Here is a 25,472-nt window from a genome sequence, read left to right on the forward strand (position 1 = left end):
CCCGCACGAATCGGCAACGGTAGTTGCGCAATAAGTGTTGCGCAACGGCCGTTGCCGATGTCAGGCTGGCGGCATGACGAACCCCGACGTACGCCACGTGACCGACTCGCGGGTGCTCGCCGCGCTGTCCCATCCGCTGCGCCGCCGGTTGATGGACGTGCTCAAGGTGCACGGCCCGTCCACCGTCGGCGTGCTCGCCGAGCGGACCGGACAGGCGCCGGCGAACGTCAGCCACCACCTCAAGGTGCTGGCCGGCGCCGAGCTGGTCGAGGAGGCGCCCGAGCTGGCCCGCGACCGGCGGGAACGCTGGTGGCGCCTGGTCACCCGGGGTGTCCGCTGGTCCCAGTCGGACTTCGACGACCCCGCCGCCCGGGCCGTCGCCGACGCCGCCACCTCGCTCAACCTGGACCGGCACGTCGCCCTCGCCCGCGCGTGGCACGCCACCGACGAGACCAGCCGGGCCGCCTGGTCGCAGGGACCGTTCTCCACGGACCGCTGGCTGCACCTGACCGACGCCGAACTCGCCCAGCTGGCCGGCGAGCTGAACGAGGTGCTCGCCCGGTGGGGCGACCGGGACGTGCCCGACGACGGGCGGAAACGCGAGCCGGTCTTCCTGTTCGCCTACGGGATCCCGGCCACGCCGTGACGCCGCCCGCCGGCACCAGCCCGCCGCCCCGTACCGCCGCCGCCCCGCCGGCAGGCGCGGGCGGCCCGGGCGCCGACCCCGCGACCGACCCGGCGGTACGGCCCTCCGGACGGCCGGCGGCAGCGGCGGCGCCCCGGGGAGGGCTGTTGCGGCACCGGGACTTCCGGCTGCTCTGGGCCGGGCAGACGACCAGCGCCGTCGGCAGCAACGTCACCGCCGTGGCGCTGCCCCTGGTCGCGGTGACCGTGCTCGACGCCAGCACCTTCGGCGTCGCGGTGCTCACCGCCGCCGCCTGGCTGCCGTGGCTGCTCGTCGGCCTGCCGGCCGGCGTCTGGGTGGACCGGTTGCCCCGCCGGCCGGTGATGATCGCCTGTGACCTGGTCTCGGCGCTGCTGTTCCTCAGCGTCCCCGTCGCCGCCGTGCTCGGCGTGCTGACCGTGACGCAGCTGCTGGTGGTGGCGTTGGGCGCCGGTCTGGCCCGGGTCTTCTTCGAGACGGCCGACCAGGTCTACCTGCCCGTGCTGCTGCGCCCCGAGCAGGTGCCGGAGGGCAACGCCAAGCTCCAGGCCACCCAGACCGCGAGCTACGTGCTCGGCCCCGGACTCGCCGGCGTGGTCGCACAGGCCGCCGGCGCCGTCACCGCGGTGGTGCTCGACGCGCTGAGTTTCCTGTTCTCCGCCGCCTGCCTGCTGCGCATCCGCACCGTCGAGCGGCGTCCCGAGCGCGGCGGGCCCTCGCGGTCGCTGCGGCGGGAGATCGGCGAGGGGATCCGGTTCGTCGCCCGGGACCCGTACCTGCGGGTGCTCACCGCCTTCGGGGCCGCCAGCAACGTCGGACTGGTCGGCTACCAGGCGGTCCTGGTGGTCTTCCTGGTCCGGGAGGCGCGACTCGCACCGGCCCCGGTCGGCCTGCTGGTCGCGGCGATGAGTCTCGGCGGCATCGTCGGCGCGTTGTCGGCGACCCTGCTCGGCCGTCGCCTCGGCACCGCCCGGGCGACGCTCCTGGCGGCGGTGTTCACCGGGCCGCCGGCGTTGCTGATCCCGCTCGCCGGGCCCGGCGGCCGACTCGCTCTGCCGGCGATCGGCGGGATGCTGGTCAGCCTCGGGGTGGCGGTGGGCAACGTGCTCAAGGGCAGCTTCCGGCAGACCTACACGCCGCACCACCTGCTGGGCCGCGTCACGGTGAGCATGCAGATGCTCAACTACGGCACGATCCCGCTGGCCGCGGTGCTGGCCGGGGCGGTCGGCGCGGCCCACGGGGCCGGCACCGCGATCGCGGTGATGACGGGCTGGCTCGCGCTCACCCCGGCGCTCCTGCTGATCGGGCCGCTACGGCGGCGACGGGACCTGCCCGTCGCGCCGAAGCGGCCCTGAAAACGCGCTGCGGCGGCGGCCGTCAGTTGGCCGCCGCCACCGGCACGGGATCTACAGCGGACGGACGTTGTCCGCCTGCGGACCCTTCTGACCCTGGGTCACCTCGAACTCGACCTTCTGGCCCTCGTTCAGCTCCCGGTAACCGCTCGACGCGATGGCCGAGTAGTGGACGAACACGTCCGGCCCTCCGCCATCCTGCTCGATGAAGCCGAAGCCCTTTTCCGAGTTGAACCACTTAACCGTGCCGGTTGCCATGCATCTCTCCCTGTTCCAAAGCGGGTGAACCTCGGTCTTCGACCGATGATCGCCCGGTGCTACCCCGAGAGTAACTGGCTCAACCCGGATCCGCTGGCCGAACTCTCGGCGCGGCGACGCGAAAGCCGGGCGGCGCGCGGTCGGCTGCGGCATGCTTGCCCCGATGAAGGGTGCCACAGCCGACGCGCTGACCGAGCTGGAGCGGGAGATCGTCGCCCCCGGCGGCGGGCTGGACCGGCTCGGGCTGGTGCGGATCCCGTTCGTCCCCGAGGTCCGGCTGCACCTGGCCGAGGACGCCATCGTCTGGTGGGCCCGGATGGAGGCGCAGGCCGGACACGCGCTGCCCCCGCCGTACTGGGCCTCGGTCTGGGCCGGTGGCCAGGCCCTCGCGCGGCACCTGCTGGACCATCCCGACCTCGCGGCCGGCCGCCGGGTGCTCGACCTCGCCGCCGGATCCGGCCTGGTGGCGATCGCCGCCGCGCTCGCCGGCGCCGAACGGGTGGTCGCCAACGACATCGACCCGTATGCGGTCGCGGCGGTCACCGTCAACGCCCGGGCCAACCACGTGACGGTCGTCGCCACCGGTGGCGACCTGCTGGACTCCGAGCCCGCCGACACGGACCTGCTGGTGGCCGGGGACGTGCTCTACGACCCGACGATGGCGGCGCGGGTGCTGCCCTTCCTGCGCCGGGCCGCCGCCACCGGAGCCGAGGTGCTGGTCGGCGATCCCGGGCGGGGGCACCTGCCCCCGGGCGTGCTGGCGGCGGTGGCGAGCTATCCCGTGCCCACCACCGAGCCCTCCGTCGACTCGCCCGTGCGCCGGGTGCAGGTGCTGCGCCCCCGCTGACGTCGCGTCTCAGGGGCGACCCCGAGCCCGATACCAGGGGGCGGTGGGGGATCGGACCCGATGCCCCGGGCGGCCGGGCCGCCATAGCGTACGGGGCATGACGGATTGGCTGGCCCAGATCGGAGAGCTGCCCACCACCCTGCTCATGGGGGTGCTCGGGGTGGTGATGCTCTTCGACGCCGTACCGCTGCTCGGGGTGCTGGTCCCCGGCGACGTGGCGATCCTGGCCGCGACGGGGGCCGGCGGACCGGTCACCGGGGCCGTCACCTTCGCCGTCGTGGTGGCCGGCTGCCTCGCCGGCTGGTCGCTGAGCTTCCTGGCGGGGCGCCGGTACGGCGAGCGCCTGCGGGGCGGCCGCCTCGGCGGCTGGATCGGCGAGACGCGCTGGGCGGCGGCGGAGGGGATCCTCCAGCGTGGGGGCGGCCGGATGGTGCTGGTCGCGCCCTTCCTGCCGGTGTTCAACGCGCTGCTGCCGCTGGCGGCGGGCGGCCTGCGGATGTCGTACCCGCGCTTCCTCGGGTGCGCCACGCTCGGCGCGGCGGCGTGGGCGGGCCTCTACCTGGTGTTGGGCGCCGCCTCGCGGTCGCTGGCCGGGCTGTTGCCGGGGGAGTCCAGCCCGATGCTGGTCACCATGGTGGTCGGCCTGCTGCTGGCGGGTGTGGTGCTGATGGGCACGCGGCAGCGGCTGCGCGCCCTCACCGGGGCCTGACCGCCCGTCTCCACGGGGACCGGGCGGGGAGCGGGGGGAACGGGGGCCCGTCGGGGGAACAGGGGGACCGGCGGCGGTGAGGCCGACGGGAAGCTGGGGCCGACGGGGGGCCTACGGGGGGAGCGGGGCCGGACGCGGATCGCGTCCGGCCCCGCTGAGGTTCACCAGCCCCGGGCGCGCCACTGTGGCAGGGCGGGGCGTTCCGCGCCGAGCGTGCCGTCCTTGCCGTGACCCGGGTAGAACCAGGTCTCGTCGGGCAGCCGGTCGAACAACTTGTGCTCGACGTCGTCGATGAGCGCGGCGAAGCGCTCCGGGTCCTTGTCGGTGTTGCCGACCCCGCCGGGGAACAGGCTGTCGCCGGTGAACAGGTGCGGCGTGCCCGCCGGGTCGCGGTAGAGCAGCGCGATCGAGCCGGGGGTGTGACCCGTGATGTGGATCACCTCCAGCGCGCACTCGCCCACCGGGACGCTGTCGCCCTCGGCGAGGGTGTCGGCCTCGATCGGCAGCCCGGCCGCGTCGTCGGCGTGCACCAGCGCGCGGGCGCCCGTCTTGGCGACCACCTCCTCCAGCGCCACCCAGTGGTCCATGTGCTGGTGGGTGGTCACCACCGTGGCCAGCCCCGCGTCGCCCACCAGGTCGAGCAGCCGGGGCGCCTCGTTGGCGGCGTCGATGAGCACCTGCTCGCCGGTCGCGCGGCAGCGCAGCAGGTAGGCGTTGTTGTCCATCGGGCCCACCGACATCTTGGTGATGGTGAGCCGGTCGAGCTCGCGTACGTCCGGCGTGCCGCCGGGCGTGACGTCTCCGGTGTAGGTCATGAGGTCGTCTATATCCATTCCGGTGGTTGCGGCAGGGGGCCGTCGGGGGTGACGGTCAGTACGGTGCCGGGGCTGCGGCCGATCAGCCAGGCGGCGAGTTCGGGGGCCGTGCCGGTGACCGTGGGCGCGGTGGCCCGGTCGCCGACGACGAGTTCGTGCCGGCTGCCGTCGAAGCGCAGCACCATCGGCGGTACGTCCGCCCGGCCGGCCAGGTCACCGGCCACCTCGTGCAGCAGCCGGTGGCCGAACGCCTCGGGCCAGTCGGCCGGCCGGTAGCCGGCGTCGAGGTCCAGGTGGTGCACCTCGATCTCGCGCAGCCGGCCCCAGACCAGCATGGCCGCCGGCCAGGGGCCGCGGCGCGTCTGGACGGTGGCCGCCCACGCCTCGACCGGCATCGCGGCGACCGCCTCGGCGAACCGGTCGGCCGAGCGGCGCAGGTCGTCGAGGTGGGCCTCGGGCGGGCGGGGCGCACCGGCCTCGATGTCGGCGTCGCGGGCCGCCGCCGAGGCGTACATCGGGATCGGCTCGCCGGTGCGCGCCGCGGCGAGCAGGTTGACGAAACCGTCGGCGTTACGGGCCAGGTGGGCCAGCACGTGCCCCCGGCTCCAACCCGGCAGGAGCGAGGTGGTGGCGAGGTCGGTGTCGTCGAAGGCGGCCGCGGTCCGCAGCAGGCGGTCCGTGGCCGCGTCCACCTCGCCCGTCAGCAGAAGCGGGTCCGTGGTCACCCACCGACCCTATCCGCCGGGCGGCCCCGCGTCGCCGGGGAAATCGCTTTCGGCGCGTCGCGCCGCGACCTACCGTCGGCGTCGAGACGCGGCACCGCAAGGGCGGGGGAGGTGGTGACCATGCCGGTGGCAGTACGCGTGCGTCGACCGCTTCGACACCGATGAGGATGCCATGACCATCGACCTGACCGCCCTCGGCTGGGACGCCGAGCGGGCGGCACTCGTACCGCGACGCGGCGGGCACCGACCGGGCCGGGTGGCCCGGGTGGACCGCGGTGTCTGCACCGTGCTCCGCGCGGACGGCCCGGTCCGCGCCACCCTGGGTGGCGCCGTCCTGGCCGCCGCCGCCCGCGACCTGACCCGGCTGCCCTGCGCGGGGGACTGGGTGCTGCTGGGCACCTGGCCCGACCGGAACGTGACCGTGGAGGCGGTGCTGCCCAGGCGCACCGCGCTCGTGCGGCGGACCGCCGGCAAGGACGCCAGCGGCCAGGTGCTGGCCGCCAACCTCGACGCCGCCGCCGTGGTGGAGCCGGTGCACCCCGAGCCGGACGTCGGCAGGATCGAACGGCTGCTCTCCCTGGCGCACGAGTCGGGCGCCCGGCCGCTGGTCGTGCTCACCAAGGCCGACCTGGCGGCGGACCCGGCGGCGGTCGCGCGCCAGCTCGCCGGGGTCGCCCCGGGGGTGCCGGTGCTGGCGGTCAGCGCCGAGCACGGCACCGGGCTCGACCCGCTGCGCGCCGAGGTGGCGCCCGGCCGCACGCTCGGCCTGCTCGGTCCGTCCGGGGCCGGCAAGTCGAGCCTGGTCAACGCGCTGGCCGGGGCGGCGGTGATGCCCACCCAGGCGATCCGGCGCGTCGACGGCAAGGGCCGGCACACCACCACCTGGCGGGCGCTGCTGCCGGTGCCGGGCGGCGGCGCCGTGCTGGACACCCCGGGGGTACGCGCGGTCGGCCTGCTGGACGGCTCGGCGGGGCTGGACCGGGCGTTCGCGGACATCGCCGAGCTGGCCCTCGGCTGCCGGTACGCCGACTGCGGGCACGACGGGGAACCCGCGTGTGCGGTGCGCGAGGCGCTGGAGAGCGGTGAGCTGCCGGTGCGGCGCTGGGAGAGCTGGCGCAAGCTCCAGCGGGAGCTGGCCTTCGAGAGCCGGCGGCGGGAGGTCCGGGTGGCCGCGCAGCGGCGCGGTGGCTGGCGCTCGGGCCGGCGGCGGGCCACCCGCCCCTGACGGGCGTCCGCGCGGGCGGGACCGGTCGACGAGCGGTCCCGCCCGCAGCCGTCGCCGGGGGACCCCGCGCGCTCCTGTCCGGCCGGATCGGCCGGTCTCCCGCGTGCGGCGTACCGTCCTGAGCTGGGCGAACGTGCTGACGAGGGAAGTTGTCGTACCTCGGGGCTAGAGTTGCCGAGGCGCCTTTTGTGCGCGCCCACAACCCACGCACACAACCGCTCAGACCATCCTCGGAGCGGACATCTCCTCCTCATCTTCTTCACCCGGGAGTACACGGACAGTGGCCGACCGACTGATCATCCGTGGCGCGCGCGAGCACAACCTGCGTGACGTCAGTCTCGACCTGCCCCGGGACGCCCTGATCGTCTTCACGGGGCTCTCGGGGTCGGGCAAGTCGAGCCTGGCCTTCGACACGATCTTCGCCGAGGGGCAGCGCCGCTACGTCGAGTCGCTGTCGTCGTACGCGCGGCAGTTCCTCGGCCAGATGGACAAGCCGGACGTCGACTTCATCGAGGGCCTGAGCCCGGCGGTCTCCATCGACCAGAAGTCCACCTCGCGCAACCCGCGCTCGACGGTGGGCACCATCACCGAGGTCTACGACTACCTGCGGCTGCTCTTCGCCCGCATCGGCGAGCCGCACTGCCCGGTCTGCGGCGAGCGGATCTCCCGGCAGACCCCGCAGCAGATCGTCGACCGGGTCCTCGCGATGGCCGAGGGCACCAAGTTCATGGTGCTCTCGCCCGTGGTGCGCGGCCGCAAGGGCGAATACGTCGACCTCTTCGCCGAGCTCCAGGCCAAGGGCTACGCGCGGGCCCGGGTCGACGGCGTGGTGCACCCGCTGACCGAGCCGCCGAAGCTGAAGAAGCAGGAGAAGCACACCATCGAGGTGGTGATCGACCGGCTCACGGTCAAGCCGAGCGCCAAGCAGCGGCTGACCGACTCGGTCGAGGCCGCCCTGGGCCTGTCCAACGGCCTGGTCCTGCTCGACTTCGTCGACCTGCCCGAGGACGACCCGGAGCGTGAGCGGCGCTACTCCGAGCACCTGGCCTGCCCCAACGACCACCCGCTCGCGATCGAGGACCTGGAGCCCCGGGTCTTCTCCTTCAACGCGCCCTACGGCGCGTGTCCCGAGTGCACCGGCCTCGGCACCAAGAAGGAGGTCGACCCCGAGCTGGTCGTCCCCGACCCGGAGCGCACCCTGCGCGACGGCGCCGTCCAGCCGTGGTCGACCGGGCACAACCTGGAATACTTCCTGCGCCTGCTGGAGGCCCTCGGCGCGGCCGAGCACTTCGACGTCGACACGCCCTGGCGGGCCCTGCCGTCGCGGGCGCAGAAGACGATCCTGCACGGCTCCGACGACCAGGTGCATGTGCGCTACCGCAACAAGTTCGGCCGCGAGCGCTCCTACTACACCGGGTTCGAGGGCGTGGTGCAGTGGATCGAGCGCCGGCACTCCGACACCGAGTCGGAGTGGTCGCGGGACAAGTACGAGGGCTACATGCGCGACGTGCCCTGCGCGGCCTGCGGGGGCGCCCGGCTCAAGCCCGAGGTGCTCGCGGTCACCCTGGCCGGCAGGAGCATCGCCGAGGTCTGCAACCTCTCCGTCGGGGAGGCCGCCGACCTGCTCGCCGGCATCGAGCTGACCGACCGGCAGAAGATGATCGCCGAGCGGGTGCTGAAGGAGATCAACGCCCGGCTGAAGTTCCTGCTCGACGTCGGTCTGGACTACCTCTCCCTGGACCGCCCGGCCGGCACCCTCTCCGGCGGCGAGGCGCAGCGCATCCGACTGGCCACGCAGATCGGCTCCGGCCTGGTCGGGGTGCTCTACGTCCTCGACGAGCCGTCGATCGGGCTGCACCAGCGCGACAACCACCGGTTGATCGAGACCCTGGTCCGGCTGCGCGGCCTGGGCAACACGCTGATCGTGGTCGAGCACGACGAGGACACGATCCGCACCGCCGACTGGATCGTCGACATCGGCCCGGGCGCGGGCGAGCACGGCGGCAGGATCGTGCACAGCGGCTCCGTGCCGGCGCTGCTGGAGAACCCGGAGTCGGTGACCGGGGCCTACCTGTCGGGCCGCCGGTCGATCCCGACGCCGCAGGGGCGCCGCCCGCAGACCCCGGAGCGGGAGCTGGTGGTGCACGGCGCGCGCGAGCACAACCTGCGCAACCTGACCGTCTCGTTCCCGCTGGGCCAGCTCATCGCCGTCACCGGGGTCAGCGGCTCCGGCAAGTCGACGCTGGTCAACGACATCCTCTACGCGGTGCTGGCCAACCAGATCAACGGGGCCCGGCTGGTCCCCGGCCGGCACACCCGGGTCTCCGGGCTGGAGCACGTCGACAAGGTGGTCGGCGTCGACCAGTCGCCGATCGGCCGCACGCCACGGTCCAACCCGGCCACCTACACCGGGGTCTGGGACCACGTCCGCAAGCTCTTCGCCGAGACCACCGAGGCCAAGGTCCGGGGGTACGGCCCCGGCCGGTTCTCGTTCAACGTCAAGGGCGGTCGCTGCGAGGCGTGCTCCGGTGACGGCACGATCAAGATCGAGATGAACTTCCTGCCCGACGTGTACGTCCCGTGCGAGGTCTGCAAGGGCGCCCGCTACAACCGGGAGACCCTGGAGGTGCACTACAAGGGCAAGACCGTCTCCGACGTGCTGGAGATGCCGATCGAGGAGGCGGCCGAGTTCTTCTCCGCCATCCCGGCCATCCACCGGCACCTCAAGACGCTGGTCGACGTGGGCCTGGGCTACGTACGGCTCGGCCAGCCCGCGCCCACGCTCTCCGGCGGCGAGGCGCAGCGCGTCAAGCTCGCCTCCGAGTTGCAGAAGCGCTCGACCGGGCGGACGGTCTACGTCCTCGACGAGCCGACCACCGGCCTGCACTTCGAGGACATCCGCAAGCTGCTCATGGTGCTCGAGGGGCTGGTCGACAAGGGCAACACGGTGATCACCATCGAGCACAACCTCGACGTGATCAAGACGGCCGACTGGCTGATCGACATGGGCCCCGAGGGCGGTCACCGGGGCGGCACGGTGCTCGCCACCGGCACCCCCGAGGAGGTCGCCGAGGTGCCCGGGAGCCACACCGGGCAGTTCCTGCGCCAGGCGCTCCGGCTCGACGGCGAGGCGAGGGGCGCGGCGGCGGCCACCTCCCGGGCGGCCAAGGCCAACGGCACGAAGTCCCGCGCCCGGAAGGTGCCGGCCGGGGCCCGCTGACCACGTGCTCTCCTCGGCCGCGCCGGTCGGCCGCCCGCCCGCGCCGTCCGGCGCCGGGTGGGGGTGGATCGCCGACGCACCCGTCCGGGCGGGGCCGTGGAACCCGTCGCGGCCGCGGCACCCGTCCGGGCGGGCCCCGCGCTGGCCGGTCGGGTGAACCGTCGGGCAGAGTGATCCGTGTAACCGAGTGTGGCCGTGGACCACGACCAGGCGGCGGCAGCCGAGAGAAGGGCGAGGCATGAGTGACGATCAGGACCTGACCGGGCCGGCGACGCGGACGCGGCGCGCCCTCCTCACGGGCGCGGGCGCCGTCGGCGCGGCGGTGGTCCTGGCCGCCTGCGGCAGCGACGACTCCGGCGACGGGGCGGCCCCGACCAGCGGCGGCCCGGCGGTCCCCAGCACCGGCGACGCCGGCGGCGGCGACCGTGAGGGCGCGCAGTCGCTGGCCCGTACGGCCGACATCCCCGTCGGCGGCGGCACCGTCTATCCCGCCCAGGGCGTGGTGATCACCCAGCCCCGCGCCGGCGAGTTCAAGGGGTTCGACTCGATCTGCACCCACCAGGGCTGCCCGGTGACGAACGTCGACGGCGGCACCATCAACTGCACCTGCCACTTCAGCAAGTTCTCGATCGAGGACGGCTCGGTGAAGGGCGGCCCGGCCACCAAGCCGCTCCCGCCGAAGAACGTGAAGGTCACCGGCGACCAGATCTCGCTGGCCTGACCGCTCGGACGGGCCCGGCGAAGCGCACGCGGGCGGCCGGGCCCGCTCACCGCGCCCCGGCGCCCGCGTCGACCCGCCGGGTGTCCGACGACGGTTCCCGCAGTGCGGTCGGCGGGAGGCGCCGCTCCAGCAGCAGGATGCCGGCGACGCCGACGGCGTTGAGCAGCGCCAGCGTCAGCCAGGGCGCGGCGGTGTCGACCTCGTACAGGGTGCCGAAGAAGGCCGGCGCGACCATCGAGGCGATGGCGAAGGAGTACTGGAAGGCCGCCAGGTAGCGGCCCCGGGCGGCGACCGGGGCGGAGGCCGCGGCCAGCGCGGCGGAGGCCGGCGCGTGCACCAGTTCCGCGACGGTGAACAGCAGCGTCGCCGCGACCAGCAGCGCGGCCACCACGCCGAGGCGCCCCGGCCCGAGGGCCGCCATGGCGAGCCCCCAGACCGTCCACAGGGCCGCCGCCAGCGCGATCACGCGGGTGCGGCGGTGGCGCGGCAGCCGGGTGCCGACGGGCGCGGACAGCAGGGCGACGAGGAACGCGTTGCCGGCCAGGACGACGGAGGTCAGCCACGCGGGGCCCCGCAGGTCCGTGAGCATCATCGTGGGCAGGGCCAGGCCGAGCATCATGGTGCTCAGCGCGAAGACCGTGTTCAGGCCGATGAGGGCGAGGAACGGGCGGTCCCGGACCAGCGCGGCGTACCCGCCCCGCCCGGAACCGGCCGGGCGGTCGGCGGCCGGCGGGATCCGCACGCAGGCGGCGATGAGCACGGCGGCGAGGGCGAAGCAGGCCGCCGCCGCGTAGGCCACCGCGCGGTAGGTGGCGGCTCTGCCGTCGGCCACCACCACGCCCGTGGTCAGGCCCCCGACCGCCAGCCCGGCGGTACGGGCGCCGTTGCTGATCGAGTACCAGGTGTCCCGGGCCCAGCCGCCCGGGCTGCCGTCGGCGTAGTCGGCGACCGCCGTGAAGACGGCGGACCAGAAGAACCGCACACCGACGGCGACCAGCGCCGCCGCCACGAAGACGCCGGCGGGCCCTCGCACCCAGGCGTACGCCAGATAGCCGGCGGCCTGGAGCAGTTGGGAGGCGACGACCACCGGCAGCGCCCCGAACCGGTCCGCCAGCGATCCCGCCCACAGCGGTACCGGCAGGGTGAGCACGGTCGCCGCGCTGAGCAGCACCCCGAGCAGCGCCAGGGGCACGTCGGTGAGCCGCAGGAAGTACACCAGCGACAGGGGCAGGAAGAGCCCGTTGCCGACCGAGTCGACGGTGAGCGCCGCCACGAGGACGGCGCCCCCTCGGCTGCGTCCCCCGGGGTGTGCGCTCATGTCCCCCGCACCCCCCTCGCGTCTGCCGACCAGGGGCGGATGCTAGCCGGGAGCGCCTGCGCCGGCACCGGATTAACCTCGGCCGCCCGGTGGTCGCGCGGGGCGCGGGGCGGGCCGCGGCGTTCCGGGGTTGTCGGGGGCGCGGACTACGCTTGCTGGCGTGGCTGACCCCTCGACCTACCGTCCCGCGCCCGGCACCATCCCGGAGTCCCCGGGGGTCTACCGGTTCCGCGACGGTACCGGCCGGGTGATCTACGTCGGCAAGGCGAAGAACCTGCGCAGCCGGCTCAACTCCTACTTCGCCGACCTGTGGGGCCTGCACCAGCGCACCCAGCAGATGGTCACCACGGCCGAGTCGGTGGACTGGGTCACCGTGGGCACCGAGGTCGAGGCGCTCCAGCTCGAATACACCTGGATCAAGCAGTACGACCCGCGCTTCAACGTCCGCTACCGCGACGACAAGTCCTACCCCTACCTCGCGGTCACCCTCGACGAGGAGTTCCCCCGGCTGCAGGTGATGCGGGGCGCCAAGCGCAAGGGGGTGCGCTACTTCGGGCCCTACTCGCACGCCTGGGCGATCCGCGAGACGCTCGACCTGCTGCTGCGGGTCTTCCCGGCGCGCACCTGCTCGGCGGGGGTGTTCAAGCGGGCCAGCCAGGTCGGCCGCCCCTGCCTGCTGGGTTACATCGGCAAGTGCTCGGCGCCCTGCGTCGGCAGCGTCACGCCCGAGCGGCACCGGGAGATCATCGACGGCTTCTGCGACTTCATGGCCGGGCGCACCGACACGATGGTGCGTCGGCTGGAGCGGGAGATGACCGACGCCAGCGAGCGGTTGGAGTTCGAGCGGGCGGCCCGGTTGCGCGACGACGTGGCCGCGCTGCGCCGGGCCATGGAGAAGCAGACCGTCGTGCTCGGCGACGGCACCGACGCCGACGTGGTCGCGTTCGCCGACGATCCACTCGAGGCGGCCGTGCAGGTCTTCCACGTGCGTGACGGCCGGGTCCGTGGCCAGCGCGGCTGGGTGGTGGAGAAGACCGAGGAGCTGAGCACCGGCGACCTCGTGCACCACTTCTGCACCCAGGTCTACGGCGGCGAGCAGGGCGAGGCCGACGTGCCCCGCGAGCTGCTCGTGCCGGCGCTGCCCGCCGACGCCGACGCGCTGGCCGACTGGCTCTCCGGTCACCGGAGCAGCCGGGTGAGCCTGCGGGTGCCGCAGCGCGGCGACAAGCGCTCCCTGCTGGAGACGGTCGAGCGTAACGCCAAGGACGCCCTCGCCCGGCACAGGTTGCGCCGGGCCGGCGACCTGACCACCCGCAGCAAGGCGCTCGACGAGATCACCGAGGCGCTCGACATGCGCACCTCGCCGCTGCGCATCGAGTGCTTCGACATCTCCCAGATGCAGGGCACCGACGTGGTGGCGAGCATGGTCGTCTTCGAGGACGGGCTGCCCCGCAAGAGCGAATACCGGCGCTTCATCATCCGGGGCGCCACCGACGACCTCTCCGCCATGTCCGAGGTGCTGCGCCGCCGCTTCGCCCGCTACCTCGACGCCCGCGCCGAGACCGGCGAGGCGGGCGTCGAGCCGGCCGACGACCCGGTCGCCCCGGCCGGGCAGCCCGCGCCGGGCGAACCCCACCAGCCCGGCGGGTCCGACGAGCGCACCGTCGGCGCCCTGATCGACCCGACCACCGGCCGGCCGCGCAGGTTCGCGTACCCGCCGCAGTTGGTGGTGGTCGACGGCGGCGCGCCGCAGGTCGCGGCGGCGGCCCAGGCCCTGGCGGAGTTGGGCGTCGACGACGTGGCGCTGTGCGGCCTGGCCAAGCGGCTGGAGGAGGTCTGGCTGCCCGACGACGAGTTCCCGGTCATCCTGCCGCGCACCTCCGAGGGGCTCTACCTGCTGCAGCGGGTGCGCGACGAGGCGCACCGCTTCGCCATCACGTTCCACCGCCAGCGGCGCTCCAAGCGGATGACCGAGTCGGCGCTGGACAGGGTGCCCGGCCTGGGGGAGGTGCGGCGCAAGGCACTGCTGCGGCACTTCGGCTCGCTGAAGCGGCTCTCCGCGGCCACCGTCGAGGAGATCACCGAGGTGCCGGGGGTGGGCAAGCGGACGGCGGAGGCGATCCTCGCCGCCCTCGACCCCGACCGGGACCCGGCTCCGACCTCCTGAACGGGCATCCGGAGCTTCTCGGTGGCCTTCGGACCCCACCCGTAGGCGACCACCCGGCCGTTGGGCGGCCACCCGACGATCGTCGTACGACACACAGAGTGACCCTGATCCTGGCTTGAGTGGGGTGGCGGCCAGGGCTGGCCCCCGTGGGTCGGGGGCTAGTCTCGTCACTCGTGACCGGCACCGCGCCCCTACACGAGACCGCGCACCGACCCTCTCCCACATTCGGAAGACGGCGGACACTGGCCATGTCGACGTGGGCGGTGGCGTTCCTGGTCTACGCCTACTTCCTCGGCGTGCCGACGAGCGACCCCCTGCTGCCGCTCGGCTGGCTCTGGCTGGCGACGGTGGCGTGGAACAGCCACCTGCCCTGGCGAAGTCACCTGGCCTTCGTCCGGGACTGGCTGCCCGTGATGCTCATGTTGCTGGTCTACAACATCTCCCGGGGATACGCCGACGCGCTTTCCGCGCCGCACGCCATCGAACTGGTACGCGCAGACGAGTGGTTGTTCGGCTGGCTCCTCGGTGGCGACGTGCCGACGGTGTGGCTCCAGCGTCACCTGTGGGAACCGGGAGTGGTGCAATGGTGGGAGGTGGCGGTCTCCATCGTCTACTTCTCCCATTTCCTGGCGGTGCCGGCCGCTGCCGTAATGCTCTGGGTGCGCTCGCGGGAGCGGTGGAAGCGGTACATGCGGCGGTGGGTCGTGCTGACGTTCGCGGGTCTGGTCACCTACTTCGTCTATCCTGCGGCACCACCGTGGTGGGCGGCGCAGCCGCAGCACGGCGCACTCATCGACGACGTGCAGCGGATCTCCACGAACGGCTGGGAGGCGATAGGGCTGCACAGCGCGGGCAACGTCCTCAACGCTCTGCAGGTCGAGGCGTCCAACCCGGTCGCCGCCATGCCGTCCCTGCACACGGCCTATGCGCTGATGGTCGTCGCGTTCTTCCTGCCGATGGTGCGGCGCCGGTGGTGGCCGCTCCTGCTCACGTATCCGCTCGCCATGACGTTCACATTGGTGTATTCGGGTGAGCACTACGTCATCGACGTCCTGGTGGGCTGGGCGTACGTCGGCCTGACCTTCGTCACCGTGGGGCGATTGGAGCGACTGGCCGAGTCGCGCGGTGTGCGGTCGGCCGGAGAGAACCAGGCGGGAGTGTCGACGCCGCTGGTCGCGACCGGTCGGCCCGGTGACGGCCGCCGGCAGGAGGACGATCGGCAACGGTCGTCCGCGGGATCCGGGCGGGAGGTCAGGAGCCGGTGAGGACGGCGAGGATCTGCTCGCCGTACTTCGCGAGCTTGTTCTCGCCGACGCCGCCGACCGTGGACAGCTCGGCCAGCGACGCGGGCGCGTCGGTGGCGATCTGCCGCAGCGTGGCGTCGTGGAAGATCACGTACGCCGGGACGCCCTGCTCCTTGGCGGTGGCCGCCCGCCAGGCACGCAGCCGCTCGAAGACCCCGACGGCGGCCGGGGACAGCTCGGCGACGGCCGTGGCCGCCCCGCGCGGCTTCGCCGACCGGGACGAGGCGACCTTCTCCGGCTCGCGGCGCATCATCACCGTGCGGCGGCGGCCCAGCACCTCGGCGCTGGCCTCGGTGAGGGCCAGCGTGCCGTAGTCGCCCTCGACGGCCAGCAGCCCCTCGGCCAGCAGTTGCCGCACCACGCCGCGCCACTCCGCCTCGCGCAGCTCGCCGCCGATGCCGAAGACGGTCAGCGAGTCGTGGCCGTACTGCGTGATCTTGTCGGTGGTGCGCCCGAGCAGGATGTCCACGCAGTGCCCCGCGCCGAAGCGCTGGTTGCGTTCCCGGTCGAGCCGGTAGACCGTGGAGAGCAGCTTCTGCGCCGCGACGGTGCCGTCCCAGGACTCCGGCGGGCTGAGGCAGGTGTCGCAGTTGCCGCAGGCGGCCGTCGCCTTCTCGCCGAAGTAGTCGAGCAACTGGCCCCGGCGGCAGCGCACCGTCTCGCAGAGGGCGAGCATCGCGTCGAGGTGGGCGGCGAGGTTGCGCCGGTGGGCGAAGTCACCGTCGGAGGTCTCGATCATCTTGCGCTGCTGCACCACGTCCTGCAGCCCGTACGCCAGCCAGGCGGTCGACGGCAGCCCGTCGCGCCCGGCGCGGCCGGTCTCCTGGTAGTAGCCCTCGACCGACTTGGGCAGGTCGAGGTGGGCGACGAAGCGCACGTCGGGCTTGTCGATGCCCATCCCGAACGCGATGGTCGCCACCATCACCAGGCCGTCCTCCCGCAGGAAGCGCTGCTGGTTGCGCGCGCGGGTCGCCGCGTCCAGCCCCGCGTGGTAGGGCAGCGCGGCGACGCCGTTGGCGGTGAGGAACTCCGCCGTCTTGTCCACCGAGGCGCGCGACAGGCAGTAGACGATGCCCGCCTCGCCGGGGTGCTCGTCGCGCAGCAGGCCCAGCAGCTGCTTGCGCGGCTCGCGCTTGGGCACGATGCGGTACTGGATGTTGGGTCGGTCGAAACTGGCGACGAAGTGCCGGGCGTCGGTGAGCCGGAGCCGGGTGGCGATCTCGTCGCGGGTCGCGCTGGTCGCGGTGGCGGTGAGCGCGATGCGGGGCACCTCGGGCCAGCGCTCGTGCAGCATCGACAGGGCGAGGTAGTCGGGGCGGAAGTCGTGCCCCCACTGCGACACGCAGTGCGCCTCGTCGATGGCGAACAGGCCGATCCGGCCGCGGTCGAGCAGCTGCTGCACTCCGCGCGTGCCCAACGCCTCGGGGGCGAGGTAGAGCAGGTCCAGTTCGCCGGCGACGAACGCCCGCTCCACCGCGCGCCGGGCGTCGAGATCCTGGGTCGAGTTGAGGAAGCCCGCCCGCACGCCGACCGCCGTCAGCGCGTCGACCTGGTCCTGCATCAGCGCGATCAGCGGCGAGACCACCACCGCCACGCCGTCGCGCACCAGCGCCGGGATCTGGTAGCACAGCGACTTGCCGCCACCGGTGGGCATCAGCACCAGCGCGTCGCCGCCGGCCACCACGTGGTCGATCACCTCCTGCTGGAAGCCGCGGAAGGCGTCGTAGCCGAACACCCGGCGCAACACCTCCAGCGCGTCGGAGGTCCGCAGGTCGGTGGGGGAAGCCATCCGGGGATTCTACGAGCCACCGGTGACACGGACCGTCACCGCGCCGCCCCGTCCCCCGCCGCCCGGCAGAGCCCGCCGGTGCCTGCCGCGCCGTGGGAGCCGGGACACCCGCCGAACTCGCCGGTCTGCGCCGGTCGCGAGCGTATGGAGCTTCGCTGACCGTCATCAAGGCGTACGCCTGTCGGGAGCACGACCCTCGCGCCGCAGGTCCGACCGTCCGCCGCGGTGGCCGGCACGGCGGCGACGCGGCGCGGGGCGTGCCGGCGACGCGCGGGCGGTGCGGGATAGAGTCGCTGATTGACCACGCGCGGCCGGGGGTGCCGGCCGCGGCGCCACGGCTTGGGGGTAGCGGGTGAGCGAGGCGCGTACGGCCGAGGAACGGAGCGCCACGGTGACCGGGCAGCAGACACCAACGGAGTCGGACACCACCCTGGTGGTGGTCACCGGCCTCTCCGGCGGTGGTCGCAGCACGGTGGCGAGGGCGTTGGAGAACGTCGGGTTCTACGTGGTGGACAACCTGCCCCAGGCGCTGATGCTCGACATGGCCGAGCTGGCGTTCAAGGCGGGTGGGGCGGCCCGGCGCACGGCGATGGTGCTGGACGTGCGCTCGCGCGCCTTCTCCACCGACCTGGCGGGGGCGATCCGGGAGCTCAAGGAGCGCGGCTTCTCGCCCCGGGTGGTCTTCGTCGACGCCGACGACGAGGTGCTGATCCGGCGGTTCGAGAGCGTCCGGCGCTCGCACCCGTTGCAGGGCGACGGGCGGCTCGCCGACGGCATCGCGGTCGAGCGCGGCCTGCTGGAGGAGGCCCGCGACCAGGCCGACGTGATCATCGACACCAGCCACCTCAACGTCAACCAGCTGCGCCGCCGCGTCGAGGAGCTCTTCGGCGGGGAGGACGCCCGCAGGCTGCGGGTGACCGTGCTCTCCTTCGGCTTCAAGTACGGCCTGCCGCCGGACGCCGACTTCGTGCTCGACGCCCGGTTCCTGCCCAATCCGTACTGGGTGCCGGAGCTTCGCGAGCACACCGGCCGGGACGAGGCGGTCAGCTCGTACGTGCTGGGGCAGGAGGGCGCGGACGCCTTCGTCGGCTCGTACGCCGACCTGGTCAACGCGACCACCGTCGGCTTCGAGCGGGAGGGCAAGCGCTACCTCACCGTGGCGGTGGGCTGCACGGGCGGCAAGCACCGCAGCGTGGCCATCGCCGAGGAGCTGGCCGCCCGGCTGCGTCACTCCGGTCTGGCCGCCAACGCCCAGCACCGCGACCTGGGGCGCGAGTGACGGCGACGCGCGTGGTCGCCTTCGGCGGCGGGCACGGCCTGTCCGCCTCGCTGCGTGCCCTGCGTCGCTGCGCCCCCGAGCTGGACCTGGACATCACGGCGGTGGTCACCGTCGGCGACGACGGCGGCTCCAGCGGTCGGTTGCGGGCCGAGCGGGGCGGCCTGCCCCCGGGCGACCTGCGGCAGGCGCTCGTGGCGCTGGCCGGGGACCACCCGGCCACCCGCCGCAGCGCGGGGCTCTTCCAGCACCGCTTCGCCGAGGTGCCGGCGCCGCGGGCCGACGACCCGGCTGCCGCCGCAGGCGGGTCGGGGTCGACCCTGCCGCGCGTCTCCGGCGCGGCCGTCCCCGCCCCGGCCGCGAGCGCCGGTGGGCGGCCGGGCGCCGACGGCGTCGGGCTGGCCGGGCACGCGGTGGGCAACCTGGTGCTCTGCGGGCTGATGGAGCTGCTCGGCGACCCGGTGGCCGCCCTGGAGCACGCCGGCGCGATGCTCGGCGCGGTCGGCCGGGTACTGCCGATGTCGTGCGAGCCGGTGGGTATCGAGGCGCGGGTGCGCGGTGCCGACCCGCGCCGGCCGGACGAGGTGCGTACGGTCACGGGCCAGCACCAGGTCGCGGTGACCACCGGCCGGGTGGAGTCGTTGCGGCTCACCCCCGTCGCGCCGCAGGCCTGCCCGCAGGCGATCGCCGCGATCGGCGCGGCCGACTGGCTGATCTTCGGGCCGGGCAGCTGGTACACGAGCGTGCTGCCGCACCTGCTGGTGCCGCAGCTCGCCGCAGCGATCGTGGCCAGCCCGGCGCGGCGGCTCGTCACGCTGAACCTCGCCGCCGAGAAGGAGACCTCCGGGCTCTCCCAGGCCGGCCACCTGGCCGCGCTGCGCGCGTACCTGCCGGAGCTGAGGGTCGACCACGTGGTGGCCGATTCCAAGGCGGCGGGTGACCCCGAACCCGTCGAACGTGCGGCAGAATCGCTGGGTGCCCGCCTGGTCCTCGCTCCCGTCGCGGTCACCGACGGCACTCCCCGTCATGATCCGGCCGCCCTGGGCGCCGCACTGGTGCCTGTCCTGGGCGCCGATCGTTAGACACGTACGTAATCTCCGGCGACACGCCGGAACAGGTCCGTGAGGGGACGCACAATGGCGATGACGGCTGCGGTCAAGGACGAGCTGAGTCGGGTCGACGTGCCCAAGCCCTGCTGCCGGCGGGCGGAGATGGCGGCGCTGCTGCGCTTCGCCGGCGGGCTGCACATCGTGTCCGGTCGGGTCGTGGTGGAGGCCGAACTCGACACGGGGGCGGTGGCCCGGCGGCTGCGCCGGGAGATCGCGGAGGTCTACGGCTACCCGAGCGAGATCCACGTGCTCGCGTCCGGCGGCCTGCGCAAGGGGAGCCACTTCATCGTCCGGGTGGTGAAGGACGGCGAGGCCCTCGCGCGGCAGACCGGGCTGCTCGACGTGCGGGGACGCCCGGTGCGGGGCCTGCCGCCGCACGTCGTCGCCGCGAACGTCTGCTGCGCCGTGTCGGCCTGGCGCGGGGCGTTCATGGCGCACGGCTCGCTGACCGAGCCGGGCCGCTCCAGCGCGCTGGAGATCACCTGCCCCGGTCCGGAGTCCGCACTCGCCCTGGTGGGTGCGGCCCGGCGCATCGGCATCACCGCCAAGAACCGCGAGGTGCGCGGCGTGGACCGGGTGGTGGTCAAGGACGGCGACGCGATCGCGGCGCTGCTGACCCGGATCGGCGCCCACTCCAGCGTGCTGGCCTGGGAGGAGCGCCGGGTGCGCCGCGAGGTGCGGGCCACGGCGAACCGGCTGGCCAACTTCGACGACGCCAACCTGCGTCGCTCGGCGCGGGCCGCCGTCGCCGCCGCCGCCCGGGTGACCCGGGCGTTGGAGATCCTCGCCGACGAGGCGCCCAACCACCTCACCTCGGCCGGCCGGCTGCGCCTGGAGCACCGGCAGGCCTCGCTGGAGGAGCTGGGTGCGCTGGCGGACCCGCCGTTGACCAAGGACGCCATCGCCGGCCGGATCCGCCGGTTGCTGGCCCTGGCCGACAAGCGGGCCCGGGACCTGGGCATCCCGGATACGGAAGCGGCAGTCACGCCCGACATGCTCGTGGTCTGATAGGACGGAGCGGCTCGGCGGTGCCGGTGGGGCCACCACCCGGCGCTGCACTGCGCCGCACGCTCGGATAGGGTCGCTGCGTACGGCAAGGAGGCCGGCACAGGCACTCCTCGCCGTGCACACCGCCTCGGGCGGTCAGGTCCTTCGAGACCGCGGCGGGGTGGCCGAGATGAACCGTCAACGGCCGGCTCCAACGGTCGGCGCACACACCTCCGCCGGCCCGGGTCTTACGCCGGCGGACCAGAACGCAAGGAGATGGGACCTGTGACCATCCGGGTTGGCATCAACGGCTTCGGCCGGATCGGCCGCAACTTCTTCCGGGCAGTGCTGGCGTCCGGCGCTGACATCGAGGTCGTGGCGGTCAACGACCTGACCGACAACGCGACGCTCGCCCACCTGCTCAAGTACGACAGCATCCTGGGCCGCCTCCCGCACGAGGTGAAGGCCACCGCCGACGAGATCACCGTCGGTGGCAAGACCATCAAGGCGTACGCCGAGAAGGACCCGGCGAAGCTGCCGTGGGGCGAGGCCGGCGTGGACGTGGTCATCGAGTCCACCGGCTTCTTCACCGACGCCACCAAGGCGAAGGCGCACGTCGACGGCGGGGCCAAGAAGGTCATCATCTCCGCCCCGGCGAAGAACGAGGACGTCACGGTCGTCATGGGCGTCAACCACGACCAGTACGACCCGGCCAAGCACACCATCATCTCGAACGCTTCCTGCACCACCAACTGCCTCGCGCCCATGGCGAAGGTCCTGCACGACACGTTCGGCATCCAGCACGGCCTGATGACGACGATCCACGCGTACACCCAGGACCAGAACCTGCAGGACGCGCCGCACAAGGACCTGCGTCGGGCCCGCGCCGCCGCGCTGAACATCGTGCCGACCTCGACCGGCGCGGCGAAGGCGATCGGCCTGGTGCTGCCGGAGCTGAAGGGCAAGCTGGACGGCTACGCGCTGCGGGTGCCGATCCCGACCGGCTCGGCCACCGACCTCACGGTCGACGTGAACCGCGAGACCACGGTGGACGAGGTCAACGCCGCGCTGAAGGCCGCCGCGGAGGGCCCGCTCAAGGGCATCCTGGTCTACAACGAGGACCCTATCGTCTCGTCGGACATCGTCACCGACCCGGCGTCGTGCATCTTCGACGCGCCGCTGACCAAGGTCGTCGGCAACCAGGTCAAGGTCGTCGGCTGGTACGACAACGAGTGGGGCTACTCGAACCGCCTGGTCGACCTGGTCAAGCTGGTCGGTCAGTCGCTGTGAGCATCCGCACGCTCGACGACCTGCTCGCCGAGGGGGTGTCGGGTCGGCGCGTGCTGGTGCGCGCCGACCTGAACGTCCCGCTCGACAAGCAGACCGGTGACATCACGGACGACGGCCGGATCCGGGCCGTGCTGCCCACCCTGAGCGCCCTCACGGGTGCCGGTGCCAAGGTGGTCGTCTGCTCGCACCTGGGCCGCCCGAAGGGCGCGCCGGACCCGCAGTTCAGCCTGCGCCCGGTCGCCGGGCGCCTCGGCGAGCTGCTCGGCGCGCGGGTGCACTTCGCCACCGACACCGTCGGCGAGTCCGCCCGCTCCACCGTCGACGCGCTCGCCGACGGCGAGGTCGCGCTGCTGGAGAACCTGCGCTTCAACGCCGGTGAGACCAGCAAGGAGGACGCCGAGCGGGGCGCCTTCGCCGACCAGCTCGCCGCGTTCGGCGACGCCTACGTCGACGACGCGTTCGGCGCGGTGCACCGCAGGCACGCCAGCGTGCACGACGTGCCGGCCCGGCTGCCGCACGTCGCCGGCCGGCTGGTGCTGCGCGAGGTGGAGGTCCTGTCCCGGCTGACCGGCGAGCCGGAGCGCCCGTACGTGGTGGTGCTCGGCGGCTCGAAGGTCTCCGACAAGCTGGCGGTGATCGAGGCGCTGCTGCCGACGGTCGACCGGCTGCTGATCGGCGGCGGCATGTGCTTCACCTTCCTCAAGGCCCAGGGCCACGAGGTGGGCTCCTCGCTGCTGGAGGAGGAGATGGTCGAGACCTGCCGCAACCTGCTGGAGCGCTCCGAGGGCAAGATCATGCTCCCGGTCGACGTGGTGGCCGCGGACGCGTTCGCCCCGGACGCCGCGCACGACACCGTGCCGGCGGACGGCATTCCCAGCAAGCGGGTCGGGCTCGACATCGGGCCGGAGACGGTCGCCGCCTTCGCCGCCGCCCTCAAGGGCGCGCGGACGATCTTCTGGAACGGCCCGATGGGCGTGTTCGAGATGCCGGCGTTCGCCCACGGCACCCGGGGGATCGCCGAGACGATCGCGAAGAGCGACGCGTTCACCGTCGTCGGTGGCGGTGACTCCGCCGCGGCGGTGCGGGCGCTGGGGCTGGACGAGTCGTCCTTCGGGCACATCTCCACCGGCGGTGGCGCCTCCCTGGAATACCTGGAGGGCAAGACCCTCCCCGGCATCGCGGCCCTGGAGAACTGATGGCGAGCGTCACCCGCCGGCCCCTGATGGCCGGCAACTGGAAGATGAACTGCAACCACCTCGAGGCCAACCTGCTGGTGCAGAAGCTGGCGGCCAGCCTCACCGAGAAGCAGCTCACCGACGTCGAGACGGTGGTCCTGCCGCCGTTCACCGACCTGCGTACGGTGCAGACCGCCGTCGACGGCGACAAGCTGCTCATCGGCTACGGCGCGCAGGACCTCTCGCCGCACGCGTCGGGGGCCTACACCGGGGACATCTCCGGCTCGATGCTGGCGAAGCTCGGCTGCACGTACGTGGCGATCGGGCACTCGGAGCGGCGGGCCTACCACCACGAGGACGACGCGATCGTCAACGCCAAGGTGCAGGCGGCGCTGACGCACGGGCTCACCCCGATCCTCTGCGTGGGGGAGGGGCTCGACGTGCGCGACAAGGGCACCCACGTGGCGCACTGCAGCGACCAGCTCGACGGTGCCCTCAAGGGGCTGACCGCCGAGCAGGTGGCGAAGGTCGTGGTGGCGTACGAGCCGGTCTGGGCGATCGGCACGGGCAAGACGGCCACGCCGGAGGACGCCCAGGAGGTGTGCGGCGCGGTCCGTCAGCGCCTGGCGGAGTCCTTCGGCCAGGACACCGCCGACAAGGTCCGGGTCCTCTACGGCGGGTCAGTCAAGTCCTCCAACGTCGCGGCGATCATGGCCCAGCCGGACGTCGACGGGGCTCTGGTGGGCGGCGCGAGCCTGGACGCCGAGGAGTTCGCGAAGATCTGCCGGTTCCCGGAGCACATCTCCCGCTGATCGCTCGCTATCCTTGACTCCGCCCGTCCGTCGGTCGGTGCCACCGTGCCCGATCTGCCCGGGCGAGGATCGTAACGAGAGGACTGACCCCAGCCATGCCGATCTGGTTCGCATACACGTTGATCGTGTTGCTGGTCATCACGAGCATCCTGCTGACGATGCTGATCCTGCTGCACCGCGGCAAGGGCGGCGGGTTGTCGAGCATGTTCGGCGGTGGCGTCAGCTCCAGCCTCGCCGGGTCGTCGGTGGCGGAGAAGAACCTCGACCGCTACACCGTCCTGGTGGGCATCGTCTGGTTCGCGTGCATCGTCGGGCTGGGGCTCTGGCTCCGCCTCCAGATGGCCAGCGGCACGGTCTGAGTACGCCGAGGCGTAGAATCTGCGCGCGGCCCGTCACCGACGGGTCGCGCGCAGTTCGTTTCACCCGCTGCACCGCGTCGCCCGCCGCCCCCTCCGCGGCGGTCCCCCTCCGACGACAGGAGCGAGCAGCCGTGCCCATTGGCAACGTCATCCGGGGCACCCGGGTCGGGTCCGCGCCCGACCACCGCACCGAGCGCCACCAGCCGGCCCCGTGCCGGACGGTGACCTACTGGTGCCGCAACGACCATCACACCCCGATCCGGCTCGCCGCCGAGGTCGAGGCGCCGGAGCTGTGGGACTGCCCGCGCTGCGGCCTCCCGGCCGGCCGGGACGCGCAGAATCCGCCGGGCCGCGCGCGGCCCGAGCCCTACAAGACCCACCTGGCGTACGTGAAGGAGCGGCGCACCGAGGAGGAGGGGGCGGCCATCCTGGCCGAGGCCCTCGCCGCCCTGCGCCGCCGCCGGGGCCGTCCCGCCGGCTAGACGGCGTTCCGCTTCACGGCGGACAGCGAAGGACCCCTCGTCGCCGCCAGGGCGCGGACGAGGGGTCCTTCGTCGGTCAGCGCAGGCTGCGCAGGCGGGTCGGCACGTCGGCCGCCGCCGCCCGGTCCAGCAGCCAGAGCGTACGGCCCGTGCCCCGTACGCCGGCCGCCGGCAGTTGCACCGGCCCCGCCCCGGCCAGCGCCATGCCGACCGCCCGTGCCTTGTCGGCCCCGCCGGCCACCAGCCAGACCTCCTCGGCCGTGTTGATCGCCGGGAGGGTCAGCGTGATCCGCACCGGTGGGGGCTTCGGGCTGCCCCGCACCGCGCTGACCGGCCGGCTGTCGTGGTGCACCGGATGCTCCGGGAAGACCGAGGCGACGTGCCCGTCCTCGCCGACGCCCAGCATCAGCACGTCGAAGTGGGGGAGCACGGCGTGCCCCGGGCGCGCCGCGCGGGCCAGCTCCGCGGCGTACCGGGCCGCCGCCTCCTCCGGGTCGCCCCCGGCCGGGCCGTCGGAGGCCGGCATCGGGTGCACCCGGGCCGGGTCCAGCGGCACCGCGTCCAGCAGCGTGGCGCGGGCCTGGGTCTCGTTGCGCTCGGGGTCGCCGGCGGGCAGGAACCGCTCGTCGCCCCACCAGACGTCCACCCGGGACCAGTCCACGGCGTCGCGGGCCGGCAGCGCCGCCACCGCCCGGTACACCGCCGCGGCTATCCGGCCCCCGGTCAGCACCACCGACGCCTGGCCGCGTTCGGCCTGCGCGTCGAGCAGCTTGACCACCAACCGGGCGGCCACGGCCTGGGCCAGCAGGTCGGCGTCGGCGTGGACGGCGACACTCGCCTCACTCATCTGATGTGCCTTCGTTTCTCC

General features: G+C 73.6%; 23 protein-coding genes. 17 read left to right on the forward strand and 6 right to left on the reverse strand.

Translation table 11 applies throughout. From position 1 onward, the window contains the following. Window positions 1-73 precede the first annotated feature (73 nt). Together V6U77_RS17225 and V6U77_RS17230 are read left to right on the forward strand one after the other, a co-directional pair. Window positions 74-646, forward strand: coding sequence for an ArsR/SmtB family transcription factor (locus V6U77_RS17225; RefSeq protein WP_334607351.1), 573 nt, complete (start codon window positions 74-76; stop codon window positions 644-646). 146 nt (window positions 647-792) lie between these two features. After that, window positions 793-2,019, forward strand: a complete 1,227-nt coding sequence (locus V6U77_RS17230) for an MFS transporter (RefSeq protein WP_334607352.1) — start codon at window positions 793-795, stop codon at window positions 2,017-2,019. 51 nt (window positions 2,020-2,070) lie between these two features. Here V6U77_RS17230 and V6U77_RS17235 read toward each other — a convergent pair whose 3' ends face one another. Then, window positions 2,071-2,274, reverse strand: a complete 204-nt coding sequence (locus V6U77_RS17235; RefSeq protein WP_088961229.1) for a cold-shock protein — start codon at window positions 2,272-2,274, stop codon at window positions 2,071-2,073. 163 nt (window positions 2,275-2,437) lie between these two features. Between V6U77_RS17235 and V6U77_RS17240 the strand changes: the two genes are divergently transcribed. Next, the gene (locus V6U77_RS17240) at window positions 2,438-3,121 is read left to right on the forward strand and encodes a class I SAM-dependent methyltransferase (protein WP_442934451.1); all 684 of its coding nucleotides are present in this window, start codon (window positions 2,438-2,440) and stop codon (window positions 3,119-3,121) included. 97 nt (window positions 3,122-3,218) lie between these two features. Further along, the gene (locus tag V6U77_RS17245) at window positions 3,219-3,830 is read left to right on the forward strand and encodes a DedA family protein (protein WP_334607354.1); all 612 of its coding nucleotides are present in this window, start codon (window positions 3,219-3,221) and stop codon (window positions 3,828-3,830) included. A gap of 161 nt (window positions 3,831-3,991) precedes the next feature. On the opposite strand, the gene V6U77_RS17250 is transcribed toward V6U77_RS17245, so the two are convergent. Further along, entirely contained in the window at window positions 3,992-4,645 is a 654-nt protein-coding gene (locus V6U77_RS17250) for an MBL fold metallo-hydrolase (protein ID WP_334607355.1), read from the reverse strand. Window positions 4,646-4,653: 8 nt separating this feature from the next. Then, window positions 4,654-5,370 carry a maleylpyruvate isomerase family mycothiol-dependent enzyme gene (locus tag V6U77_RS17255; protein ID WP_334607356.1) on the reverse strand — a complete coding sequence of 239 codons (717 nt, stop codon included), beginning with the start codon at window positions 5,368-5,370 and terminating at the stop codon, window positions 4,654-4,656. A gap of 172 nt (window positions 5,371-5,542) precedes the next feature. Here V6U77_RS17255 and rsgA point away from each other — a divergent pair, with 172 nt between their 5' ends. From rsgA to V6U77_RS17270, 3 genes are all read left to right on the forward strand, one after another. Next, window positions 5,543-6,595 (forward strand): ribosome small subunit-dependent GTPase A, encoded by a 1,053-nt coding sequence (gene rsgA / locus V6U77_RS17260; RefSeq protein ID WP_334607357.1) that lies wholly within the window; start codon window positions 5,543-5,545, stop codon window positions 6,593-6,595. Between the two features lie 280 nt (window positions 6,596-6,875). Next, entirely contained in the window at window positions 6,876-9,815 is a 2,940-nt protein-coding gene (gene uvrA, locus V6U77_RS17265) for an excinuclease ABC subunit UvrA (RefSeq protein ID WP_334607358.1), read from the forward strand. 238 nt (window positions 9,816-10,053) lie between these two features. Then, on the forward strand, window positions 10,054-10,536 hold the full coding sequence (locus V6U77_RS17270) for a Rieske (2Fe-2S) protein (protein ID WP_334607359.1): 483 nt from the start codon (window positions 10,054-10,056) through the stop codon (window positions 10,534-10,536). A 46-nt stretch (window positions 10,537-10,582) separates the two neighbouring features. On the opposite strand, the gene V6U77_RS17275 is transcribed toward V6U77_RS17270, so the two are convergent. Beyond that, window positions 10,583-11,854, reverse strand: a complete 1,272-nt coding sequence (locus tag V6U77_RS17275) for an MFS transporter (protein WP_334607360.1) — start codon at window positions 11,852-11,854, stop codon at window positions 10,583-10,585. 160 nt (window positions 11,855-12,014) lie between these two features. On the opposite strand from V6U77_RS17275, the gene uvrC reads away from it, so the two are divergent. Both uvrC and V6U77_RS17285 read left to right on the forward strand, forming a co-directional pair. Continuing rightward, on the forward strand, window positions 12,015-14,021 hold the full coding sequence (uvrC, locus tag V6U77_RS17280; protein WP_334607361.1) for an excinuclease ABC subunit UvrC: 2,007 nt from the start codon (window positions 12,015-12,017) through the stop codon (window positions 14,019-14,021). Between the two features lie 248 nt (window positions 14,022-14,269). Continuing rightward, a complete protein-coding gene (locus V6U77_RS17285) occupies window positions 14,270-15,286 on the forward strand; it encodes a phosphatase PAP2 family protein (protein ID WP_334607362.1) in 1,017 nt (338 codons plus the stop codon). Here V6U77_RS17285 and recQ read toward each other — a convergent pair. Beyond that, the gene (recQ, locus tag V6U77_RS17290) at window positions 15,273-17,114 is read right to left on the reverse strand and encodes a DNA helicase RecQ (RefSeq protein WP_334607363.1); all 1,842 of its coding nucleotides are present in this window, start codon (window positions 17,112-17,114) and stop codon (window positions 15,273-15,275) included. The genes V6U77_RS17285 and recQ overlap by 14 nt on opposite strands. A 391-nt stretch (window positions 17,115-17,505) precedes the next feature. Here recQ and rapZ point away from each other — a divergent pair, with 391 nt between their 5' ends. The 8 genes from rapZ (at window position 17,506) to V6U77_RS17330 (ending at window position 24,604) form a co-directional block, all read left to right on the forward strand. Continuing rightward, the gene (rapZ, locus tag V6U77_RS17295; protein WP_334607388.1) at window positions 17,506-18,393 is read left to right on the forward strand and encodes an RNase adapter RapZ; all 888 of its coding nucleotides are present in this window, start codon (window positions 17,506-17,508) and stop codon (window positions 18,391-18,393) included. Continuing rightward, the gene (locus V6U77_RS17300; RefSeq protein WP_334607364.1) at window positions 18,390-19,472 is read left to right on the forward strand and encodes a gluconeogenesis factor YvcK family protein; all 1,083 of its coding nucleotides are present in this window, start codon (window positions 18,390-18,392) and stop codon (window positions 19,470-19,472) included. The genes rapZ and V6U77_RS17300 overlap by 4 nt, the downstream gene beginning before the upstream one ends. 54 nt (window positions 19,473-19,526) lie before the next feature. Then, on the forward strand, window positions 19,527-20,507 hold the full coding sequence (whiA, locus tag V6U77_RS17305; RefSeq protein WP_334607365.1) for a DNA-binding protein WhiA: 981 nt from the start codon (window positions 19,527-19,529) through the stop codon (window positions 20,505-20,507). A 264-nt stretch (window positions 20,508-20,771) separates the two neighbouring features. Further along, complete coding sequence (gene gap / locus V6U77_RS17310) at window positions 20,772-21,776, forward strand: type I glyceraldehyde-3-phosphate dehydrogenase (RefSeq protein ID WP_334607366.1); 1,005 nt, start codon at window positions 20,772-20,774, stop codon at window positions 21,774-21,776. Further along, complete coding sequence (locus tag V6U77_RS17315) at window positions 21,773-22,972, forward strand: phosphoglycerate kinase (protein WP_334607367.1); 1,200 nt, start codon at window positions 21,773-21,775, stop codon at window positions 22,970-22,972. The genes gap and V6U77_RS17315 overlap by 4 nt, the downstream gene beginning before the upstream one ends. Further along, entirely contained in the window at window positions 22,972-23,763 is a 792-nt protein-coding gene (gene tpiA, locus V6U77_RS17320) for a triose-phosphate isomerase (RefSeq protein WP_334607369.1), read from the forward strand. Before V6U77_RS17315 ends, tpiA begins: the two co-directional genes overlap by 1 nt. Window positions 23,764-23,858: 95 nt before the next feature. Then, window positions 23,859-24,122 (forward strand): preprotein translocase subunit SecG, encoded by a 264-nt coding sequence (secG, locus tag V6U77_RS17325; RefSeq protein WP_121400676.1) that lies wholly within the window; start codon window positions 23,859-23,861, stop codon window positions 24,120-24,122. Window positions 24,123-24,253: 131 nt separating this feature from the next. Next, on the forward strand, window positions 24,254-24,604 hold the full coding sequence (locus V6U77_RS17330) for an RNA polymerase-binding protein RbpA (RefSeq protein WP_334607370.1): 351 nt from the start codon (window positions 24,254-24,256) through the stop codon (window positions 24,602-24,604). 76 nt (window positions 24,605-24,680) lie between these two features. Here V6U77_RS17330 and pgl read toward each other — a convergent pair whose 3' ends face one another. Continuing rightward, complete coding sequence (pgl, locus tag V6U77_RS17335; RefSeq protein ID WP_334607371.1) at window positions 24,681-25,451, reverse strand: 6-phosphogluconolactonase; 771 nt, start codon at window positions 25,449-25,451, stop codon at window positions 24,681-24,683. Window positions 25,452-25,472: the final 21 nt, after the last annotated feature.

The sequence above is a fragment of the Micromonospora sp. CPCC 205546 genome (genome assembly GCF_036902715.1).
Classification (GTDB): Bacteria; Actinomycetota; Actinomycetes; order Mycobacteriales; family Micromonosporaceae; genus Micromonospora.